At 43.3% G+C, this 21,572-nt stretch carries 14 protein-coding genes; 13 read left to right on the top strand and 1 reads right to left on the bottom strand.

Translation table 11 applies throughout. From position 1 onward, the window contains the following. Positions 1-57: 57 nt before the first annotated feature. The 6 genes from AAGC65_RS03300 (at position 58) to AAGC65_RS03275 (ending at position 12,015) form a co-directional block, all read left to right on the top strand. Entirely contained in the window at positions 58-1,710 is a 1,653-nt protein-coding gene (locus AAGC65_RS03300; RefSeq protein WP_343110981.1) for a tetratricopeptide repeat protein, read from the top strand. Between the two features lie 486 nt (positions 1,711-2,196). Continuing rightward, positions 2,197-4,965: a TonB-dependent receptor domain-containing protein gene (locus tag AAGC65_RS03295; protein ID WP_343110980.1), complete on the top strand. Its 2,769-nt coding sequence runs from the start codon at positions 2,197-2,199 to the stop codon at positions 4,963-4,965. Positions 4,966-4,995: 30 nt separating this feature from the next. Continuing rightward, on the top strand, positions 4,996-6,258 hold the full coding sequence (locus AAGC65_RS03290) for a right-handed parallel beta-helix repeat-containing protein (RefSeq protein WP_343110979.1): 1,263 nt from the start codon (positions 4,996-4,998) through the stop codon (positions 6,256-6,258). A gap of 63 nt (positions 6,259-6,321) precedes the next feature. Further along, on the top strand, positions 6,322-7,431 hold the full coding sequence (locus AAGC65_RS03285; protein ID WP_343110978.1) for a phytase: 1,110 nt from the start codon (positions 6,322-6,324) through the stop codon (positions 7,429-7,431). Between the two features lie 228 nt (positions 7,432-7,659). Then, positions 7,660-10,854, top strand: a complete 3,195-nt coding sequence (locus tag AAGC65_RS03280; protein ID WP_343110977.1) for a carboxypeptidase regulatory-like domain-containing protein — start codon at positions 7,660-7,662, stop codon at positions 10,852-10,854. Between the two features lie 21 nt (positions 10,855-10,875). Next, positions 10,876-12,015 (top strand): alpha/beta hydrolase-fold protein, encoded by a 1,140-nt coding sequence (locus AAGC65_RS03275; protein WP_343110976.1) that lies wholly within the window; start codon positions 10,876-10,878, stop codon positions 12,013-12,015. Positions 12,016-12,202: 187 nt separating this feature from the next. On the opposite strand, the gene AAGC65_RS03270 is transcribed toward AAGC65_RS03275, so the two are convergent. Continuing rightward, positions 12,203-12,967, bottom strand: coding sequence for a DeoR/GlpR family DNA-binding transcription regulator (locus tag AAGC65_RS03270; protein ID WP_343110975.1), 765 nt, complete (start codon positions 12,965-12,967; stop codon positions 12,203-12,205). Positions 12,968-13,156: 189 nt separating this feature from the next. On the opposite strand from AAGC65_RS03270, the gene AAGC65_RS03265 reads away from it, so the two are divergent. From AAGC65_RS03265 to AAGC65_RS03235, 7 genes are all read left to right on the top strand, one after another. Further along, positions 13,157-13,798, top strand: coding sequence for a response regulator transcription factor (locus tag AAGC65_RS03265; protein ID WP_343110974.1), 642 nt, complete (start codon positions 13,157-13,159; stop codon positions 13,796-13,798). Between the two features lie 89 nt (positions 13,799-13,887). Beyond that, entirely contained in the window at positions 13,888-14,985 is a 1,098-nt protein-coding gene (locus AAGC65_RS03260) for a DUF4856 domain-containing protein (protein ID WP_343110973.1), read from the top strand. Between the two features lie 74 nt (positions 14,986-15,059). Then, a complete protein-coding gene (locus AAGC65_RS03255; RefSeq protein ID WP_343110972.1) occupies positions 15,060-16,181 on the top strand; it encodes an imelysin family protein in 1,122 nt (373 codons plus the stop codon). 4 nt (positions 16,182-16,185) lie between these two features. Continuing rightward, complete coding sequence (locus tag AAGC65_RS03250) at positions 16,186-17,544, top strand: HTTM domain-containing protein (protein WP_343110971.1); 1,359 nt, start codon at positions 16,186-16,188, stop codon at positions 17,542-17,544. Further along, complete coding sequence (locus tag AAGC65_RS03245) at positions 17,541-19,976, top strand: TonB-dependent receptor domain-containing protein (RefSeq protein WP_343110970.1); 2,436 nt, start codon at positions 17,541-17,543, stop codon at positions 19,974-19,976. Before AAGC65_RS03250 ends, AAGC65_RS03245 begins: the two co-directional genes overlap by 4 nt. Before the next feature lie 200 nt (positions 19,977-20,176). Next, entirely contained in the window at positions 20,177-21,076 is a 900-nt protein-coding gene (locus tag AAGC65_RS03240; RefSeq protein ID WP_343110969.1) for a DMT family transporter, read from the top strand. Between the two features lie 296 nt (positions 21,077-21,372). Beyond that, positions 21,373-21,572, top strand: a 200-nt coding sequence (locus tag AAGC65_RS03235; protein WP_343110968.1) for a hypothetical protein, incomplete at its 3' end; no start/stop codon positions are given.

The following is a 21,572-nucleotide window of genomic DNA, read 5'->3' as shown; positions in this document are numbered from 1 at the left end:
TGTTTAAAACAATTATATTTGCTTGATAATGATCATTATCTGTTCAGATTTTTTTATATGAATCATTTCCTTGTCAGGCCTGCCCGCTCATTGGTGCTTTTATTTTCCTTTTTACTCCTTATTATCAGTACATCCGCAAAGGCTCAGGCAACAGCTAAGAAACAGTTTGAGCAATTGCAATTGTTAGGGCAGCAGCACCCGGATTCTGCGCTGATACTATTAAAAAAACTGCATGCCAAGGCTGTTCAGGATAATGATAACCAAACAGCCGGTATCTACTTGCAGCAAATGGGCCAAATCTGTTTTAACCAGGGGCACTATGCACAGGCCCTGGAGTTTTATTTACATGCCGATAAGGTATTTGGCAGCGATGGCAATAAAGATCTGCTGGCCGAAAATATGGGTAAAATGGGCATACTGTATTACTACAATAAGCGGTCGGATAAATCATTCCAGTTATATAAAAAAGCTCTTTCACTATATAAAGCAACCAATAACAGGCACGGGCAGGCCGAAATATTTGGCGCTATAGGGCACCTGTATGAGAAACATCACCGCTATGATAGTTCCTTTTACTACCAACGACTGGCTTTAAGCACCTATAAGCAAGTGGGCGATAACTATGGCCAGGCCAAGATATATGAAAACCTGGGCAGCATCCATGAGGATCTGGCCAACTACGATTCGTCATATACCTGTTTTAAACAATCACTTGAAATTTACCGGCAGCATCATGATGAGGTGGCCAGTATTGAGGTGATCAATAACATCGGCGATATTTTACGTAAAACGGGCAAATACCAGGAGGGCATTCAGCAATCGCGCCTGGCTTACGCGTTGTCGTTAAGAAACAATAACCTGTACCAGCTGGCTGCATCGTGCCGCGATCTGGGCAAGGGGTTTCAGTTAATGAACCGTTTGGATAGTGCCTATCATTATCTGGAGCTGAGCCGTAAATATTCGTTAGAGATATACTCGCAGGAAAGCCTGAACCAATCAGCCTTTTTGCAGGTGCTGTATGATATGGATAAAAAAAGCGATGAAATAACCCGTCTTAATAATATCCGTAAAACCAACCAGATAGTAACCATAGCGGGCATAACTATTGTTTTATTGATCATTGGCATTGGTTGGGTAACCTTTAGCCGGCAACGCCTTAAAATGCGAGACGCACGTGTTTTGGCCGAGCAGGATAAATCAATATTTGAGGCCCAGCGCGCGGTAATGGAGCTCGATCTAAAAAATAAACAGCTGCAGGAAGAGAGCCTGAAACAGCAGCTGGATATTAAAGGCCAGGAACTATCAGCCCATACGCTTAATCTGATCAAAAATAACCAACTGCTGGAAAGCATGCGGAATACCCTGCAGGATATGGTGAAGGATGATAAGCGCGACCAGAAAAAGCAAATGCAGCAAATTATACAGCAAATAAATCAAAGCTTTAACCACGAGCAGCACTGGAAAGAGTTTACCGCAGCTTTTGAACAAGTACACCAAAGCTTTTTAGATAAATTAAAGCAGCACAGCAGTGAGCTAACCTCTGCCGATATCCGCCTGATAGCCCTGCTCAAAGTTAATATGGACTCCAAAGATATTGCCGGTTTGTTAGGAATATCCAACGATAGTCTTCGCGTTGCCCGCTACCGCCTCCGCAAAAAGCTCAACCTCGAGCAGGGCGATAACCTGTCTACTTTTATTCAGGCGTTGTAAGTGAGTGGTGAGTGGTGAGTGGTGAGTGGTGAGTGGTGAGTGGTGCCCATTATGTTAAATAGGAATTGTCATTGCGAGGTACGAAGCAATCGCGAACAATATATTCACCTCCTTTTATCTGAACCAGGATTAAACAGATTCATTGGATTTCAGGATTTTTACTTTCTGCTCATAAATAAATCGCGATAATCCATTAATCCTAAAAATCGTGGCTCTGACAATTACGTAACAAACTAACCTCCCAACTCACCATCAAAACTTACTTAACATTGGCTTAATGTAACGGTAAAGTAATGATAATGGAGGTTTTTAAAATAGTAATTTAATTGATAATCAGATATTTATAATTTTGTGTTGCTGTTGTATATATGCTGCTTGTAACGCTGTTTCCTTTTTGTAACGGTCAAATGTATCTGCCGGTGTCAGTTGTTTAACACTTTTGCGGCGTCAAAAAAATCAATCACAATTGAATTAATCGTTTACAAAATGAGTAAATATTTACAAACCTTATTATTCCTGCTGTTGTGCGTTACCGCAGCTAACGCTACAAAGCTAAAGGGAAATGTTTATGATCGCAAAACGGGTGAGCCTATGGTTGGAGCCACCGTTAGCCTCGACAAAACCGGCAAAGCAACCACAACCGGTTTAGATGGTTCTTTTGAACTGAAAGATGTTCCAAAGGGACACTTCACCCTGAAAGTTTCGTATATCATGTACAAAACCGATGTTCAGGAACTGGATATTGAAAAAGGAGATAGCCCCAAACTTAAAATTTATCTGGAAGAAGGAGGCAAGCAACTTCAGGAGGTAACCATATCTACCAAAAAGAATGCCTCGACCGAAACTACCGCAAGGCGTTTGGAGCAGCAATCTGTTCAGGTGCTGAACGCGGTATCAGGTAAAGCTATTGAAATATCGCCCGACCTTACCGTGGCCAACGTGATTGCCCGTGTATCTGGCGTATCGGTTGAGCGTAATAGCAATGGCGATGGCCAGTATGCCATTTTACGTGGTATGGATAAACGCTATAACTACACGTTGGTTAACGGTGTAAAGATCCCAAGCCCCGATAACAAATATCGCTACGTACCGCTGGATATTTTTCCGTCAGACCTGTTAGCACGCCTGGAAGTTTATAAAACGCTTACCCCAAACATGGAAGGTGATGCCGTGGGCGGCGTAGTTAACATGGTGATGAAGGATGCGCCTGATCGTTTTGAGGTGAATGCCAATATAGCCACCGGTTACAGCCAGCTGTTTTTCGATCGTAAATTTATGAGCTATGATTATGGCAGCATTAACCATCGCTCTCCATCTGAAATAAACGGTAAGGCCTACCAGGCTACCCAGGCCGATTTCCCGAAAGGAACATTTAACTATTCATTGAAAAAACCTGCGCCTAATGTGGTAGGTAGCCTTTCATTAGGTCAGCGCTTTTTTGATAGTAAACTGGGTGTATTAGTAGCCGGTAGTTACCAAAATACCTATCGCGGCAGCAACAGTATTTTTTATGACAGCAAGGTTGTGCCAACAGCACAGTATGCTGCTATTACCAGCAGAAACGACAGGGAATATTCTGAACAGCAAAAACGTTATGGTTTATTCTCTAAAGTTGATTACGTGATAGATAGCCGTAACAAATTGAGCCTGTTCAACACCTACGTAAACCTGCAAAATATCCAGGTACGTGATGAGCTGTCAACCAATTTCTCTACAGATTATGATCCGGTTAAGGGTAATGCTCAGTTAGGCTATTCAACCCGCAGCCGCTTTACCGAGCAGCAAATTTACAGCGGCATGCTTCGCGGTGATCATAAAGTGTTTAATGATAAACTGAAGATTCAATGGTCGGCGGTGTATTCATCGGCAGAGAATGAACAGCCTGATAATACCACCATTGACGTAAACGGTGTGCGTGAAAATTTTGTCGACAGGCGTACCCTGCTCAGCAATGGTACCCCGGTTAACCACCGCTGGGAGCGTAATACTGATGAAGATAAAGCAGGTTACCTGGACCTGACCTATACCGCGCCAGTTGCCGGTGTAAATGTTGATTTCTCGGCCGGTGGTTTATACCGCGATAAACAACGCAGCAGTTTTTACAACAACTATTCATTAACACCGGTTAACCCTAACGCGGTTTACGGTACCGATTTCCAGAACTATAGCGACCTGCAGTTCACAGTAACTAACCCGGGTGGTGCGGTAAATAATCCGTTAACGTATGATGCTTCTGAAAAAACAACTGCAGGTTACGGTATGTTTAAGTTCAAAGCCGCCGACCTGCAGGTTGTGGGTGGTGCCCGTGTTGAACACACGGATCAGGGATACAATATGTTGTTTCCGCAGGGCGAATCGCGCCCGAAAGGTAACCAGGTGTATACTGATGTATTGCCAAGCTTAACCTTAAAATACTATTTAACAGACAAAGAACAGTTACACGCCTCTTATTTCAGGTCGCTTAACCGTCCTGGTTTTTATGAAATAGTACCCAGCAAAGTAGTTGAAGAGGAATATCAGGAACGCGGTAATCCAGACCTGAAACGTGCCATTGCCGATAACTATGACCTGCGTTATGAACTGTTCCCGGATGCCAGCATGCAATTATTAGCCGGTGCATTTTATAAAAATATCAAAGACCCTATTGAATATACTTTCCAGGCCGATGCCGTTCGTGGTCAGGATACTTACTATACCCCGGGCAACTTTGGTACAGCCCATAACTACGGCGCAGAGATTGATTTCATTAAGTTTTTCAACAAGTTTGGTGTAAAGGCTAACTATACTTATACCCATTCGCGCATTACCACACCTAAGGATACTTACGTAACCGATCCTAATGGTGATACCCGTAAAATATCGGTAAATCAGAGCCGTCCGCTGTATGGCCAGTCAGAGCATATCGCTAATATATCGTTCTTATATAAAGACACTAAAAAAGGTTGGGACGCTCAAATTGCCGGTGCTTACACCGGTCCGCGTATCAATACGGTATCACAGTTCCTGAACAACGATCTGTGGCAGCAGGGCTTTATCCAGATGGATGCATCAGCCGAAAAAAGATTTAAAAATGGCCTGAGCATATTTATTAAAGGCGGTAACCTGTTAAACACCCCGAGCAAACTGTTTATTAAAGGTACCAACCCAACCAACGCGGCGCTTAAGGATGATGATATTGAATCAAACGGACATACCCTGATACGTAGCGATTATTACAAACAAACGTACCTGATAGGTGTACGCTACAAACTTTAAAAAAATTATTAATCATTATTAATTGAAAATATGATGAACTTAAAACCAATATTCGCGGCACTGTTGTTATCGGCTATAGCCTTTACCGGTTGCAGAAAAGCCAATTTGGATGTAGATACCAGCTCGGGCAACGGTTCGGCAAGCGGTGAGGTATCAGGCGTATGGGCCAAAGGCAGTATACAAATGATCAAAGGCGATATTACCATACCTGCCGGTAAATCGCTTACCATTGAAGAGGGAGTAACCGTATTGATGGATACCACCGCCAAACCTGAGATCATAGTAAAAGGTAACCTGTACTCGATGGGCACCGCAGAAAATCCGGTAAAATTCACGGTGAATGATGCCTATAAAACCCCTGCCAAAAAGTTTGGTAAAATGTGGGGCGGTATACTGGCAGCACCAACCTGTGCAGAACTGGTGCTTGACCATACCATTTTAGAGTACGGGGGTAACACCACATCAGATGCTTCAACCTCGGTAAAGCAAGGTTTATACAAAGCTGTTGCCGGCGAAAATCTGCCTGCCCTGTGGTTCTCAAACATAAACGGTAAACTGATTGTGGTTAACTCCATCGTAAGGAACTTTCAGGAAGATTGTACTTACATAGAAGGCGGCCAGATCATTTTTGCCAACAACGTATTCTATACTACCGGTGTAACCGGCGGCGAGGCTATGAACTTTAAATCGGGCTGTTTAGCCGATCTGGGTTTTAATATTGTTTACAGTGCCAATACCAATGCCTTTAAACTATCAAACTCCGGCGACCGTAACCCGCAGGCACACATCATCGCTTATAACAATACGATGGTAAATACCGGCTGGCGCAGGCCATCGGCCAAAGGTGGTTCTGTATGGGTAGAGAACAACGTGCATGCCGAGATCTACAACAACCTGTTTGCCAATACCCGTTTCGGTATCAAAAGGGATACTAAATCTCCGGAGGATAAACGTACTGTTGTCAGCAATAACCTGTACTATGGTTATGATCAGCTTACTGTTGATCAGTTTCAACCTTCAAAGGATATTGTTGGTGGTGTAAACGAGATCATCAGCAAAAAAGCAGGTGATAATGATCCTAAGTTTGTGAACTATCCTGAATCAACCCCGGTATTGAATGCCGATTATAATACCGCCTGGGATTTTCACCTGCAAAGTGGTTCACCGGCACTTGGCCACGGCAGAACCGATTTTACCAGGCACCATGCGGCGGGTATAACTATTGCCGGTGTGGGTGTAACCTATACCTCGCCAGATCCGGCTAACTATATAGGAGCTTTCGGTACCAAATAATTTAACGTTACATTTTTTGCAGCCCGGCTGTACAGCCGGGCTGCTTTTTATCATCAATTTTTAATGAATAAACTTAATAGCTATTTCTTAATATCAGCAGGCATTATTTTGCTTAATTCCGCCTGCGGTCAAAGCCAGGTGCGCGACAGCAAAGGGACTATCATACCGGGCAGCGCCGCGCCTGCCATTAAACCGGTTGTTGTAACCGAGCCCGTATTGTTTGATACCGATGATCCGGCCATTTGGATAAACCCTGCCGACCCTGCTAAAAGCCTGATCATTGGCACAGATAAAAACAGTGAAGGTGCTTTGTACGTGTTTGACCTGCAAGGGAAAATTGTAAAAGATAAAGTGGTACGCGGTTTAAAGCGCCCTAATAACGTGGATTTGGCCTATGGGTTGATGCTGGGCGGCAAACGTACCGATATTGCCATCACTACCGAGCGTATGACCCACAAGCTGCGCATATATTCGGTGCCTGATATGAAACCGGTTGATAATGGCGGCATTGAAGTATTTACCGGCGAAACCGGTTTTGAATACCGTGATTTGATGGGTATATCTATTTACACTTCAAAAAACGGTAAAATGTATGCTGTGGTTGGCCGTAAAAGTGGTCCGCAAACAGGTGGGTATATTTGGCAATATTTGCTGGAGGATGATGGTACCGGAAATGTGAAAGCTACCCTGGTACGTAAGTTTGGCAAATACAGCGGTAAAAAGGAAATTGAATCTATCGCTGTAGATAACGAGCTTGGTTACATTTATTACTCTGATGAGCAGGTTGGTGTGCGCCAATACTATGCCGACCCGGAAAAAGGCGACAAAGAATTAGCCATATTTGGCACTACGGGCTTCAACGCCGATCATGAAGGTATATCCATTTATAAACTGACTGATAAAACCGGCTATATTCTGGTATCTGATCAGGGGGCTAACCGTTTCCAGATCTTCAGCCGCGAGGGTACCAAAGCCAATCCGTTTGAACACAAACTGATGAAAATTGCCAATGTGGCTGCGCAGCAAAGTGATGGATCAGACGTAACCAACACCCCGCTGAACAGCACTTTTAAACATGGCATTTTTGTGGTGATGAGCAACGACAAAACTTTTCATTATTACCGCTGGGAGGATATTGCCGGCAAAGAGCTGAAAATTAAAGCAGCTAATTAATACCCCTATATAATAACTACTTTGTAATAACTATTGATTAAACCCCTGGCCGTTCAGATCATTGATTTGAGCGGCTTTTTTGTGTTTGGTTGATTTGTTTAAACATCCACAAACTTTTGTTAACAAGTTGATTGGAAATAAGCCAGAATATTATTGATTTGGTAATGTAACGGGGAAATTACCTTAACAGGTTGGCTATAGTTTCGCAGCCAATCTAATCACACAACAATGTTACAAAACCTACGAAAATTAGCAACTCTGCTGTTGCTATTAACAGTTGGCTTCCTGCGAACGGAGGTCCATGCGCAAACATCCCAGGCTGGTATCATCGGTACCATTACTGATGAAGAAAAGAAAGCAATTGGCGGTGCCGCGGTTCAGGCACGCAATGAATCAACTGGATTCACCACCACCACAACCACCAACCCTAAAGGCGAGTACACTTTTAATCAGTTACCATTAGGCGGGCCTTACACTATTAACGTAACCTCTATGGGTTTCGGCGCTCAAAAACGCAGCGGATACACCCTTAACCTGAGCGATGTACTCAGGCTGGATATCCAGATGCAGGCAAGTACCAAAACACTAAACGTAGTTGAAGTGAGGGGAGCAAGCATGCAAAATAATATACCTAACCTGGGTTCGTCGACAGCGGTAAACGCTAAAAACATCAGCAAACTGCCGGTTAACGGCCGTAACTTTACCTCACTGATAGACCTTTCGCCATTAAGCCGCGGTGGCAGTATATCAGGCCAACTGGGTACCTCAACCAACTTTACTATTGACGGTATGACGGCTAAAAACGCCACCTTTGGCGGTACTGCAGGTACCGGTTCACCTTACTCCATCTCTATTGAGGCGGTACGGGAATTTAAAGTAGTAACTAACCAGTACGATGTTACCTATGGCCGCAGCGGCGGCGGTACCATTAATACTGCTACCAAATCCGGAACCAATACGTTAACCGGTAGCGCCTTTACCTTTGTACGTGCCAATTGGTTATCATCACCGTATGATACCCGCGGTAACAAACGTAATGTGCCGTTTTCTACCTATCAGTATGGTTTCTCTTTAGGCGGGCCAATTATTAAAGATAAAGCCCATTTCTTTGTAGCTTATGATCACCAGCGCGACGCGCGCCCATTGCAGATTGCCGACATACAGGGCCCTACCGATGAGGTACGCTATAACACTACCCAAAGCACGCTGGATACCTACCTGAATATTGCCCGCAGTAAATATGGCGTTGCCAACTCGCCTCAGATAGGTTCGTTTGATAAAAAGGAAAACACCACCGCGCTTTATGCCCGGGTTGATGTGCAGTTGAACAGCAAAAACCTGTTAACCGTAAGCAACAATTATATTTATGATCTGAACAACCAAAATATTGGCGATAATACTGCTATCAGCCTTTATGAGGTATACGGTACCAGCCGTAACAAAAGTAACAGCACGCTGGCAACATTACGCTCAACCTTGTCGCCACGCTTAACTAACGAGTTAAAGGCACAGCAATTATCAGCTTCGGTTGAAAGCATCTCGGGCAGCCAGCTTCCTTCCGGAACGGCTACCATACCGCGTGCCATTGTTGACAGGATCCAATCAACGGTGGGTGGTAAAACCGTGTTTACATCTATACAATTGGGTGGTCAGCGTTACGCGCCTGAATACTTTTTCAGCAACGTATCGCAGTTAACGGATAACTTGTATTTCAATACCGATAAGATCAATTTCACCTTCGGAACAGATCTGATGTACACCCACATGAAATCAAGGTACGGTAGTGAGCTTAACGGCCGTTTCTATTTTACGGGTATGGACAACTTTAACAACCTTACCCCATACCGTTACGCGCGCGAAATTCCGCTGGTTGATGATCCGAGCGTTAGGCAAAACTTCACCAACTCTGGTTTATACGCGCAAATGCAAACCAAGCTGGCCGAAGGTTTTGAAATGATGGCAGGCATCAGGGCCGATTATACCAATTATATGGATAAGCCCAACTTTAACCAGATCGTATTTGAAGATCTGAAACTGCGCACTGATCATTCCCTGAATACTTTCCAGATTCAGCCAAGGGTACAGTTTACCTGGGATATTGGCGAAAGGCAAAAAGACATCATCCGTTTTGGCGGTGGTATCTTTGGGTCAGATATCCTGAACTATACCATGATCAATAATATGGTGTTTGACGGAACAAAATTAACCTCTGTTGATATTACCAACCCATCTACCGGTCCGGGCCTGGTGCCAACACCAAATTTCCCGCTTTACCGTAAAGATCCATCTAAAACACCAGGTACCGAATTGTTCAATATTCCGGGTGTAGATCGTTTATCAACCATTAATCTTAACCGTGAAAATGTAAGGATTCCGGTGGTTTATAAAGGTAACTTCTCATACAATCGTTTTATTAATGACCATTTAAGGCTTGGTGTTACGGCTTACTTCAGCTTTGCCCGCAACAACTACATGTATACCGATGCCAACATGGTTGATGATCCTTATTTCAGGTTAACCAATGAGGATAACCGTGGTGTATATGTACCTGCCAATACTATTAACACTGCTAATGGCGCTGCCGACTGGACAAAAGGTCGTAAAACCAATCGTGTAGGCCGTGTGCTTGCCCTTAACAGCGACGGTAAGATAAATCAGTACGCCTTTGTATTTGATGGTACTTACCGTTATTTTAAAGATGGCGAGGTATCTTTCAGCTACACTTATAACGATACTAAGGATAATACCTCATATAACGGTAACGTGGCCAACACCGCTACTTTAGCGTTACCGGTTAAGGATGACCCGCGTGATCTGAGCAAGATGAGCTACTCTGATAACCAATTCAGAAACAAAATTGTGATTTACGGAACCCTGCCATCTTTTTATGGTGTTAGCGTTGGTGTAAGGTACTCGGGTATTGGCGGTACCAGGTATTCGTTGGTTGTTGCCGGTAACGTGAACGGCGATTTTGTGGCTTCAAATGATCTGGCCTACATCTTTAACCCTACCGATCCTAATGTTCCGGAAGCTACCCGCAAAGGCATTCAGGCTATATTAGATAATCCGCTGGCGAGCAAAAGCTTAAAGGATTATGTAAAGAAAAGTATAGGTAAGGTAGCCGAAAGAAACGGTGGTGTAAATGGTTTTTACGGCCAATGGGACATCCGTATAGCCAAACGTTTTATAACGTTCACCAAAAAACAATACATCGAGTTTTCTGGCGATTTGTTTAACGTAGCCAACCTGTTAAATAAAAACAAAGGCGTTATTAATACGCTTGGCAGCCAAAGCATTTATTCAATAGCCAGTTTTAACGCGGCCAACCGCGTTTATAACTATAGCGTTAACCCTAACACAGGTGTGGTTACGCCCTCGGGCAACCCGTATCAGTTTCAGTTAGGCTTACGCTACGGATTTTAAGTAAAACCAATCAATACTTGTATGATAAAACATGTTGTTACAACATTCATGCTGTGCCTTGCCCTTTTAGGGGTTAAGGCACAGTCTGTTCCGGTGGCTACGCAAAAAAGCGTGTATTCGCCCGAGGTTAAGAAAGATGGCCCGGTAACTTTCAGGTTCCTGGCGCCTAATGCGCAAAAGGTATTACTCATTATGGATGATGCCAAACCCAGGCCAATGACAAAAGATACCGCCGGGATCTGGAGCCGCACCGAAACTTTTGCGCCAGATGTTTACCGCTATACATTTTCTGTTGATGGTACAGTACTGCCCGACCCGAACAACCCTTACATTAAACCCTTGTTTAAAAGGGCGCTGGGGCAAAGCCTGGTGCATGTGCCTGGTCCCTCATCGTTAAGCTGGGAGTTGAACGATGTGCCGCATGGTGTGCTGAGCCAGCACTTTTTCAGGTCAAAACTTATCGGCGATCAGCGTGATATTCGGGTTTACACACCGCCCGGTTATGACCCTAAGCGTAAAGAACCTTATCCGGTATTGTACCTTTTTCACGGTATTACAGATGAAACCAGCGCTTGGGTAACAGCCGGCCGCGAAAACATTATTATGGATAACCTGATTGCCGAAGGCAAGGCCAAACCCATGATCATTATCAATACGCTGGGCTACGGCGCTCCCGAAATGTTTGATCCCGGTACTGGTGTACGCAACAAAGAGGCTTATAAAAAGAACGAGGAACTATTTATTGCCGCCTTATTAAAGGAAGTAATACCAATGGTTGAAGGCTTGTATAATGTTGGGAAAGACAAAAAATACCGTGCCGTTGCGGGCCTTTCAATGGGGGGAGGACAATCATTAGATGCAGGTTTAAACAACCCCGATGTATTTGATTACGTGGCAGGTTTTAGTCCGGCGGTTATCTTGCTCGATCCGGATTATACGAAGGCTTTCCCCAAACTGGATGAATCTATCAACAAAAAGCTAAAGCTGGTTTGGATAGCCATTGGCAAAGACGATTACCTGTTGGCATCGGTACGGAAATATATCGATTGGATGCACTCCAAAAATATCAAGTTTGATTATAAGGAGACCGAAGGGGTACACACCTACCAGGTATGGCGCAGGTATCTGACCGAGTTTGCACCGCTTTTATTTCAAAAGTAACCTACATAGCTAAACAAAAGCCCCACTGAATTCAGCGGGGCTTTTTTAAGATCTTATCATTTCGAGCGATAGCGAGAAAACTTATACGATTGACATTAAGTTTGCTAAGTGAAGAAGATTTCTCTTTTGCCCCTGCGCTCAATCCGCTCAGGCTCTATCGAAATGATAACTTTTGTAGGTATTATAATCAGACAATAGTAACCGTAACACCGGCACTTTCCAGGGTGTTTACTACGTGGTCCGATACCTGGTCGTCGGTAATAACCTGGTCTATCTCATCAATATTGCATATTTTGCCAAAACCGCGCTTGCCAAACTTGGTCGAATCGGCAAGTACAATGGTTTTGTTGGCAATAGCCATCATTTCCTTGTTCAAATGCGCCTCCATAGCATTGGTAGTAGTGAGGCCATATTCTATATCAATACCATCTACCCCGAGGAACAGCATACTGCAAAAAAAGTCTTTCAGTATGTTTTCGGCATAGGCGCCCATGACCGATGATGAGCTTTTCCTGATCATACCGCCCAGCTGCAATACTTCCACACCGGGAATATCGATCAGCTCAATAGCTACATTTAACGATGAGGTTATTACGGTAAGCGCTTCACGGGCCTGTATGTTTTTAGCAAAAGCCTGTATGGTTGTGCCTGATGCCAGGATAATAGAATCATCAATGCCGATCAGGCTTGCGGCAGCCGCGCCGATGCGCATTTTTTCGTTTGATTGTATCTTTTCCTTTTCATTTACCGGGCGATCTGTAGTATAGGGGTTGCTTTGCGTGGCGCCACCATGTGTACGGTAGAGCAGGTGTTTCTCTTCCAGATACTTAAGGTCTTTACGTATGGTTACAGACGATACCTTGAGCTCTTTACAAAGGTCAACTACATGCACATAGCCTTCCTTTTGCATTTTATTAATAATGTGCTGATGCCGTTCTGTTAAATTGATCATAAATTATCCGGTAAATTTATATTACCAAATTACACAATAACAAATTCAATCGGCACTATATTCCTAAATCTTGTACATCGTTAACGTAGATACCGGTTCGTAACAAAATTGTTCCATTTTTATTTTAATGCAGGCAACCTATTAATAATTACCTTCGTAGTTAGTTTAGATTGAGACTAAATACGTTTAATGATTGATATAGTTATTGCAGATAATCAGGCGCTTACCCGCGAGGGTATAATTTCTGTTTTAACCCCACTAAAAGATATTCATTTATTGGGATACGCCTCCACGCCCGCTGTATTAGATCAGATGATCAGGGAGCATGAGCCTAAAGTGGTAATTATTGATTATGATTTTGACCATAATTTTGGCCCCGATGAGGTTAAAGAAATTAACGCGCGTTTTAATTTTACCAATGTGCTGGTGGTATCAAACAGCCAAAACCGCGGTAATATTATGCAAATTATTGATAGTGGTGTAAAAAATCATGTAAGTAAATATTGCCCTGCTGATGAGTTTATTGAAGCCGTTTATGCTACCGCTAATGGGGTGGAATACTTTTGCGACAGTACCTCAAAAATACTTTTTGGCGATAAGCAATTAATGCACGCTGTCGAGAATGCTGCATCCTTATCATCGCGAGAGACTGAAATTATTCATTTGATAGCCAAAGGGTTAACCAATAAGGACATTGCAGATAAATTGTACCTGAGCGTTCATACTATTAAAACGCACCGCAAAAATATCATCAAAAAACTGGGCTTTACATTTAAGAATGCCGCTGAACTGGTAATGCTGATCGGTTACATGAACGACTTTTTTATTTAGACCAATTCTAAATATACCTCCCTGGGGGTATTGTTCCGCCTGCTTGCTAAAGCTAATTTTGAATCGTTCTAAATACATTAAACAACGATATGAAAAAAACTTTTACTGCGCTAAGCATGCTTTCGGCTGTGCTGATTTTCGCTTCAAGCTGCAAGGATGACAAGAAAAACAATCCAACCCCAAACTACACCGTTCCAACAACTTATAACTTTACTAATGCCAATTTTGCCGATGCCACTACCCGTTTAGGTATGGTTACTGAAATGCAAAATGTAATGAAAGCTGCCCTCACCGGCCCGGTTGACGGACAATTGTTAAAGAACATGTTTGCTAATGCAAATTCGCCTTTTACAGGTGCAGCTGCAACTTATAATACTTCAGGTTTACAGTTAAAGGATCAAACACCTGTACTTTTCCAAACAGATGTATCAAACTTTATTGATAGTTTGGTAAAAGTGAGCAAAAGCGGTACAGCTGCCAGCAGGGGAGTTGCCGGTGTTGGAGCAAGCGCTGCCTCTCCAAACTCTAAATATGCTTTAACTGCAACAGGTGTTAACTATGCACAGGTATTTAACAAAGCTATTATGGGTGGCCTGATCACTTATCAGATAGTGAATAACTATATGACTGCCGGTATTAGCTCATCAGTTGATAATACCAATGCTGTTGCCGGTAAAGGAACCGCGATGGAGCATAACTGGGATATGGCCTTTGGCTACTGGGGTGTACCTATCGACTTTCCGACCAACAAAACTGGCGCTAAACTTTGGGGAAGCTACAGTACCCAGGTTGATTCTGGTTACAAAGCCAATAAAATTTTAATGGATGCATTCCTGAAAGGCCGTGCCGCTATCAGCAACAAAGATAACGCCACCCGCGACGCGCAGGCTACCATTATTTTACAAGCATTTGAAAAGTTAACAGGAGCAGCTGCCCTGCAAGAGGTTAAAGAGGTAAAAGAATCTATCAGTGATAACATTGCCCGTAACAGCCGCTTATCTGAGTGCTATGGTTTTGTTTACTCATTAAAATACAATCCTAAACGTAAAATTTCTGATGCGGAAATAGATAAAATTTTAGGCATGTTCCCGAAAAACTTTTACGATCTGACGCTTGATCAGCTTAACGCGATCAGAGATGAGATAGCCGGCCAATATGGTTTCGAATCTGTAAAAGATGTTCTGTAAATAACAGCCTATAGAAAAACAAAAACTAACCACCCGTATAATTATGCGGGTGGTTTTACTATAAAAACCATACTATGCGCAAATTAATTTATACAGCTACTATAGCTGTTTCGGCTTTTGTACTGATCCAGTCTTGCTCAAAATCAAATCCGGGAAACAATAACGGCAACGGTGGAAACACAGGCGGCGGATTTGACCGTAAAGGCATGCTCACCAACATGAGCACCAATGTTATTATACCGGCTTACACCGCTTACCAAACGGCTACCACTAATTTAGATGCCGCGGTTACTGCTTTTACTACCGCGCCTGATGCTGCCAAACTTACTGCTGTGCAAACCGCGTTTAAAACAGCTTATTTGCAATGGCAATCAACATCTGAGTTTGAGTTTGGCCCCGCGGGTGATGCTAACCTGAGCGCCGGTGTTGATACCTATCCAACAAACGTAACACAGATCAACAGCAATATATCTGCAAATACCTATAACCCTGATCTGCTGGCCAACCTTTCAGCAAAAGGCTTACCGGCTATGGATTACCTGCTGTTTGGTATTGGTGCTGACAACAACGCTATATTAACCCAATATACCACCGATGCCACAGCCGGTAACAGGAAAACGCTTTTGGGTAAGCTATCTGCTGAATTGAAAGCTAATGCTGCCAAAATACTTACCGCCTGGAATGGTACCTATAAAAACACATTTTTAAATGCTACAGGTACAGATGTAGGCAGCTCGGCCGGACAAATGGTTAACGAGCTGGTTTTTGATTACGAGTTACTGAAAAACGATGAGATCGGTATCCCGGCAGGTGTACAGTCAATGGGTACGGTGTTCCCGGAAAAGGTTCAGGCTTATTATTCAAAAATATCATTACAACTGTTATTAGCGCACCTGCAGGGTGTACAGGATGTTTACACAGGTAAAGATGGTCTGGGCTTTGATGATTACGTAGCTTCAACCACAGCTAAATACACCGATGGTACCCCGCTGAATGATGCAATAATAAAACAGTTTGCAACCGCGAAAGCAAAACTGCAAACCTTAACAGATCCGTTATCTGATAATATCAAAACCAACCCAACCGCTGTAACCGCTGCTTACACCGAGCTGCAAAAGTTAACGGTTATGTTAAAAACAGATATGCCATCGGCACTGGGCATCCTGATCACTTTTGGCGATAACGACGGAGACTAAAAACATGTTCATTTCCGTAAAGGAAAAATTTACTGCACAAAAGCATATTGCTCCCCTTGCCGTTTTGCGTATGGCATTCGGGAGCATTATGCTTGTTAGCGTAGTTCGTTTTTTATTAAAGGGATGGGTGTATGCTTTTTATATAAAACCCAAACTTCATTTTACCTTTTACGGCTTTGATTGGGTTAAGCCTTTAGGAGTATTGGGTATGTACGCCATGTTTGCCTTGCTCATTTTAACCTCTGTTCTGGTAACAATCGGTCTGTTTTACAGAGTAGCTATCACCGGTTTTTTTCTGTGCTTTACCTATGTAGAACTGATTGACAAAACCACGTACCTGAACCATTACTACTTTATAAGTGTAATGGCTTTTTTAATGATATGGGTTCCCGCTAATCGCTATTACTCGGCCGATGTTTGGCGCAAACCCGGTTTGCAGGTTACTACCGTACCCGGCTGGTGTATCAACATATTTAAATTGCAGCTGATATTGGTTTACTTTTTTGCAGGTGTATCCAAACTTAATTACGATTGGCTTATCGCCGCTATGCCGCTCCGGATATGGCTGCCGGCTAATAACCAGTTGCCTGTTATCGGTAGTTTGTTGACCCAGGTTTGGGTAGCCCACGCCTTTAGCTGGTTTGGGGCGATATTTGATCTGTTTATAGGGTTCTTACTGTTAGATACCCGCACCCGCAAACCGGCTTATTTCCTGGTGGTGCTTTTTCACCTGTTTACGGCATGGTTTTTTAAAATAGGCATGTTCCCTTACATCATGATCTTTGTAACCATTGTTTTCTTTTCGGAGCAAACACACCTCAGAGTCATCACTTATCTGAAAAAAGTAATACCCATAAAAAGCGAGCAGGAACTGGGCAGAGCCTATGTTTTACCGCCTGTTAAAAGCGGGCTTATTTATTCTTTGTTGATCATTCATTTTACAATTCAGCTGTTGCTGCCTTTCCGCTACCTGTTGTATCCCGGCAAGCTATACTGGACAGAGGAAGGCTACCGTTTTTCGTGGCGCGTGATGCTGATGGAAAAAGGCGGAACCGCGTTTTTTCATGTAAAAGACCCCACCACCGGTCATAAAACCGAGATCGTTAACTCCCAATATCTTACCCGGTTTCAGGAAACACAAATGAGTACCCAGCCCGATATGATATTGCAGTTTGCGCATATGCTGGCAAAGGATTATCAGCAAAAGGGTATCGACAACCCCATAGTTACCGCCGAAAGCTATGTAACCTTAAACGGCAGCGGCACACGCCTGTACATTGACAGTACAGTTAACCTGGCCACCCAGGAAGAAACCTTTGGACATAAAAAATGGATCCTTCCATTTCATGATAAAGCACAATGAAAAAAACTTACTTATTGATCTGTTTACTATTATTAACCGCCGCTTTCAGATCAGCGGCACAAACATTTACCATTAGCGGTACCGTGCGCACCGCAGCAGGCCCTGGACTGGCGAATGCTACCGTGGCTTTAAAAAATACAGCTTACGTGATCAAGTGCGATTCGGCCGGTTACTATCAGCTAAAAAATGTACAACAAGGCAAATATACCCTGAATATAACCGATCTGGGTTATGAGCCTCAATCGCGCGAGATTAATGTGAATAAGGATCTGGTTATCAATGCCACGCTCAAATCATCCGTATATCAACTGGATAACGTGGATGTGAGCACCCAAAAAGAGAAAACGTTCGGCGTTACCCGTTTAAAGGCAGTGGAAGGTACTACGATTAACGCCGGTAAAAAAAGCGAGGTTATTGTGATGGATGATGTGGTTGGCAATAAGGCCTCAAATAATACCCGTCAAATTTATTCGCGTGTAGCGGGTATCAACATATGGGAAAATGACGGTGCCGGTATTCAACTGGGTATTGGTGGCCGCGGATTAAACCCTAACCGGGTAACCAACTTTAATACCCGCCAAAATGGGTATGATATCAGTGCCGATGCTTTGGGTTATCCCGAAAGCTATTATTCGCCCCCGGCCGAGTTGACAGACAGGATCGAGATATTGCGTGGCGCATCATCATTACAATATGGGACACAGTTTGGCGGCCTCATCAACTTTAAATTAAAGGAGGGCGCTACCGATAAACCTTTTGAGTTCACCTCCCGTGAAACGGCAGGCTCCTGGAACTTTTTTAATACTACCAACAGCATAGGCGGTACGGTAGATAAGGTTCAGTACTATGCTTTTTTCCAGCATAAGCAAGGCGATGGCTGGCGTCCAAATTCGCAGTTTAATGTGAATACGGCCTACGCGGATATCATCTATAAGGCTACTAATAAATTATCGCTTACGTTTCAGTATACCTTTATGGATTACCTGGCGCACCAGCCGGGCGGCCTAACCGATGCCGAATTTGATGCCGATCCAAGACAATCTACCCGTACCCGTAACTGGTTTAAAGTAAATTGGAATCTGGGCGCATTTATACTGGATTATAAAATAAACGATAACCTGAAATTTAACTCCCGCTTCTTTGGACTGTATGCAGGCCGGGATGCGGTTGGTTTCCTGGATTATATTAACAGGCCCGATAACGGTGCCGACCGTAACCTGTATAAGGATAAGTATAAAAACTATGGCAACGAGAGTCGTTTGCTATATACCTATAAATTGGGCAGCAACCCTCAAAACCTGTTGGTTGGTTTCAGGTATTATCGCGGCCATACAGATCGTGAGCAGGGCCTGGGCAATAATGGTTCAAGCGGTAACGCTTCTGATTTTAATTACGGCACATCGGAAACAGATGTGAATAATTATTCAAACTATGTTTTCCCTAACTATAACGTAGCTGTGTTTGCCGAAAACATTTTCAGGCTTACCTCCAAATTCAGTATTATCCCTGGTGTAAGGTTTGAAGATATTACCACCAAGGCCAATGGTTCGTACATTTTTTTCAATACAGATCGTGCCGGTAATGTGATACTGCGCCAGCCGATGACAGATAATAAAAATAGCAGCCGTCAGTTTGTGATTGGTGGAGTAGGCTTAAGCTACTTTAAAAGCGAGGGCATGCAGTTTTACGGCAACATATCGCAAAACTATAGGGCCATTAACTTTAGCGATCTGAACTCGAACATTAAAGGTTTACAGGTTGACCCTAACCTGAAAGACGAAACCGGTTATTCTGCTGATATCGGTATGCGCGGCAACCTGTCATCGGTATTTAATTATGATGTGAGCCTTTTCATGATCCATTATAATAACCGTATAGGTACCATTGATACTACCGATGCTAATTTTAACGATCTGCGTTACCGTACCAATATATCGGCATCGCAAAGCCTCGGTTTAGAGTCATTTGCCGAGCTGGAATTGCTGCATTTTATTGCGCCCCAGGCACATGATACCAAGGTTTCTTTATTTACTAACCTGGCCTTGATACATGCCCGCTACACCGGCAGTAAAGAAACAGCTTACCATGATAAAAAGGTTGAGCTGGCTCCTGATGTGATATTTAAAAGCGGCATATCATTCCAGCGCAAAAGGTTTTCGGCCAGTTACCAGGTGGCTTATACCAGCAGCCAGTTTTCTGATGCCACCAACTCTACTTTTACCAATAATGCCATTAATGGTATAATACCGGCCTATACAGTGATGGATCTGTCGGCGCAGTACAGGCTGAGCAAAATATTTACGCTGGAAGGCTCGGTAAATAACCTGGCCGATAAGCGGTATTTTACCCGCCGTGCGGATAGTTACCCCGGCCCCGGTATTATCCCGGCCGATGCCCGCAGCTTTTTCCTAACATTACAGGTAAAATTGTAGGCTGATGCCCGGAGCCTCACCCAACCTTCTCCAAAGGAGAGGGCTTTAAAAATGCTTTTAAAGTCTCCCCCTTTGGGGGAGATTTAGAGGGGGCTTTTACTTCATACTTGCACCAGAAGTGCGTAAGGTTTCTCATTGTTATACTTCTAAATAGCAACCTCATATTTCCTATCCATACTTTTTATCACTAAAATTGGACAATGTTGAATAAAAAGTTAATAGGTTTAAGCAGCATCCTGTTTGTGATGATAGTTTGGGGGAGCAGTTACCCGGTAACCAAAATCATCATTAATGATGTGCCGCCTTTAACCCTTGCTTTTTTACGATGTTCCATAGGCGCGCTTACCCTGTTGGGCTTGTTTTTCATCAGCAAAGATAAGCCGGTTAAGGCCTATTTTAATGATGTGCCCTGGCTGGCTATTGTGTGTATGGGACTAACCGGCGTAACGGGGTTTTATTTCTTCTTCAATCTTTCAGCACAACTCACATCAGCGTCGGTAGGATCATTGATACAAGGGTTTATACCGGTGTGCATTGCCCTGTTCGCGGCTATATTTTTGAAAGAAAAGTTATCGGCCGCGCAAATTAACGGTATTATCATTTCATTGATCGGGGTAGTCCTCATTGGTTTTTTAGCACCCAATAATAACGATGTACCCAACAGCACCAGGGGCAATTTATATATGATCGTAGCCATTTTGGCCTGGGCTGCTTATACCATTATCTCAAAAAAAGTAGCTCAGCTCAATCCTTTTTTAATAACCAGCTTAAGCTCATTAGCTGGCGCGTTGTTTTTGTTGCCTGCGGCCTTGTTTGAAAACCGGTTACATGGCTGGCCTGTTATTCATTTAAACTCGTGGCTGGTTATCCTTTATTTAGGGATAATATCATCAGGCGTTTGTTATTTGCTGTATAACCAATCGTTAAAGGTTTTGACAGCGGCGCAAGTGGGCAACTTTGCCAATCTTGATCCGGTGGTGGGCCTTTTCATCGCCCTTGTTTTTTTACATGATAAGGTTAACCTTTTACAAATAGCCGGGGCGGTTTTAGTTTTAGCCGGAATTGTTTTGAGCACCGGGAAAAGCCGGTCGGTCCATTGATTTTTACCGGAGTATGGCTACCCAGCCGGGCAGTGGCTTACCGTGCAGCTAAGTTGCCCTCCTGATCCATAGTAATGCTATTGATTATATTGAATTTTGCAGCTGTATTGGTCGATAGCTGTTAGTGTTACTTGTGTAGGCTGGTTAATGTTCAATTTAAAGCGCTACGAGTAATTGAAAATGTGCAAAATAAGAACTGGTTTAGTATGAAAGTATCAATTATTTTACAATTGTTTTGAATGGTTCTAAATAATTAACTTTCTTTGCGGGTAATTTAGACTAAATCAAAATAATACATGAACAAGTTTACCCTGCTGTTACTTACTTTCACGCTATTCTTATCCACCAAAATTTTACATGCACAACAAACAGATGCTACGATAACCGGGAAGGTTATCACTAAAGATAACAAACCAGCCGAGGCCGTTTCTGTTGGCCTTGCCGGAACAACCAAAGGCGCCATGACAAATCATAAAGGCGTGTATACCATTACCCG

Source organism: Mucilaginibacter sp., assembly GCF_039207105.1.
GTDB lineage: Bacteria > Bacteroidota > Bacteroidia > Sphingobacteriales > Sphingobacteriaceae > Mucilaginibacter.
This window is presented reverse-complemented; position numbering and strand designations above follow the sequence as displayed.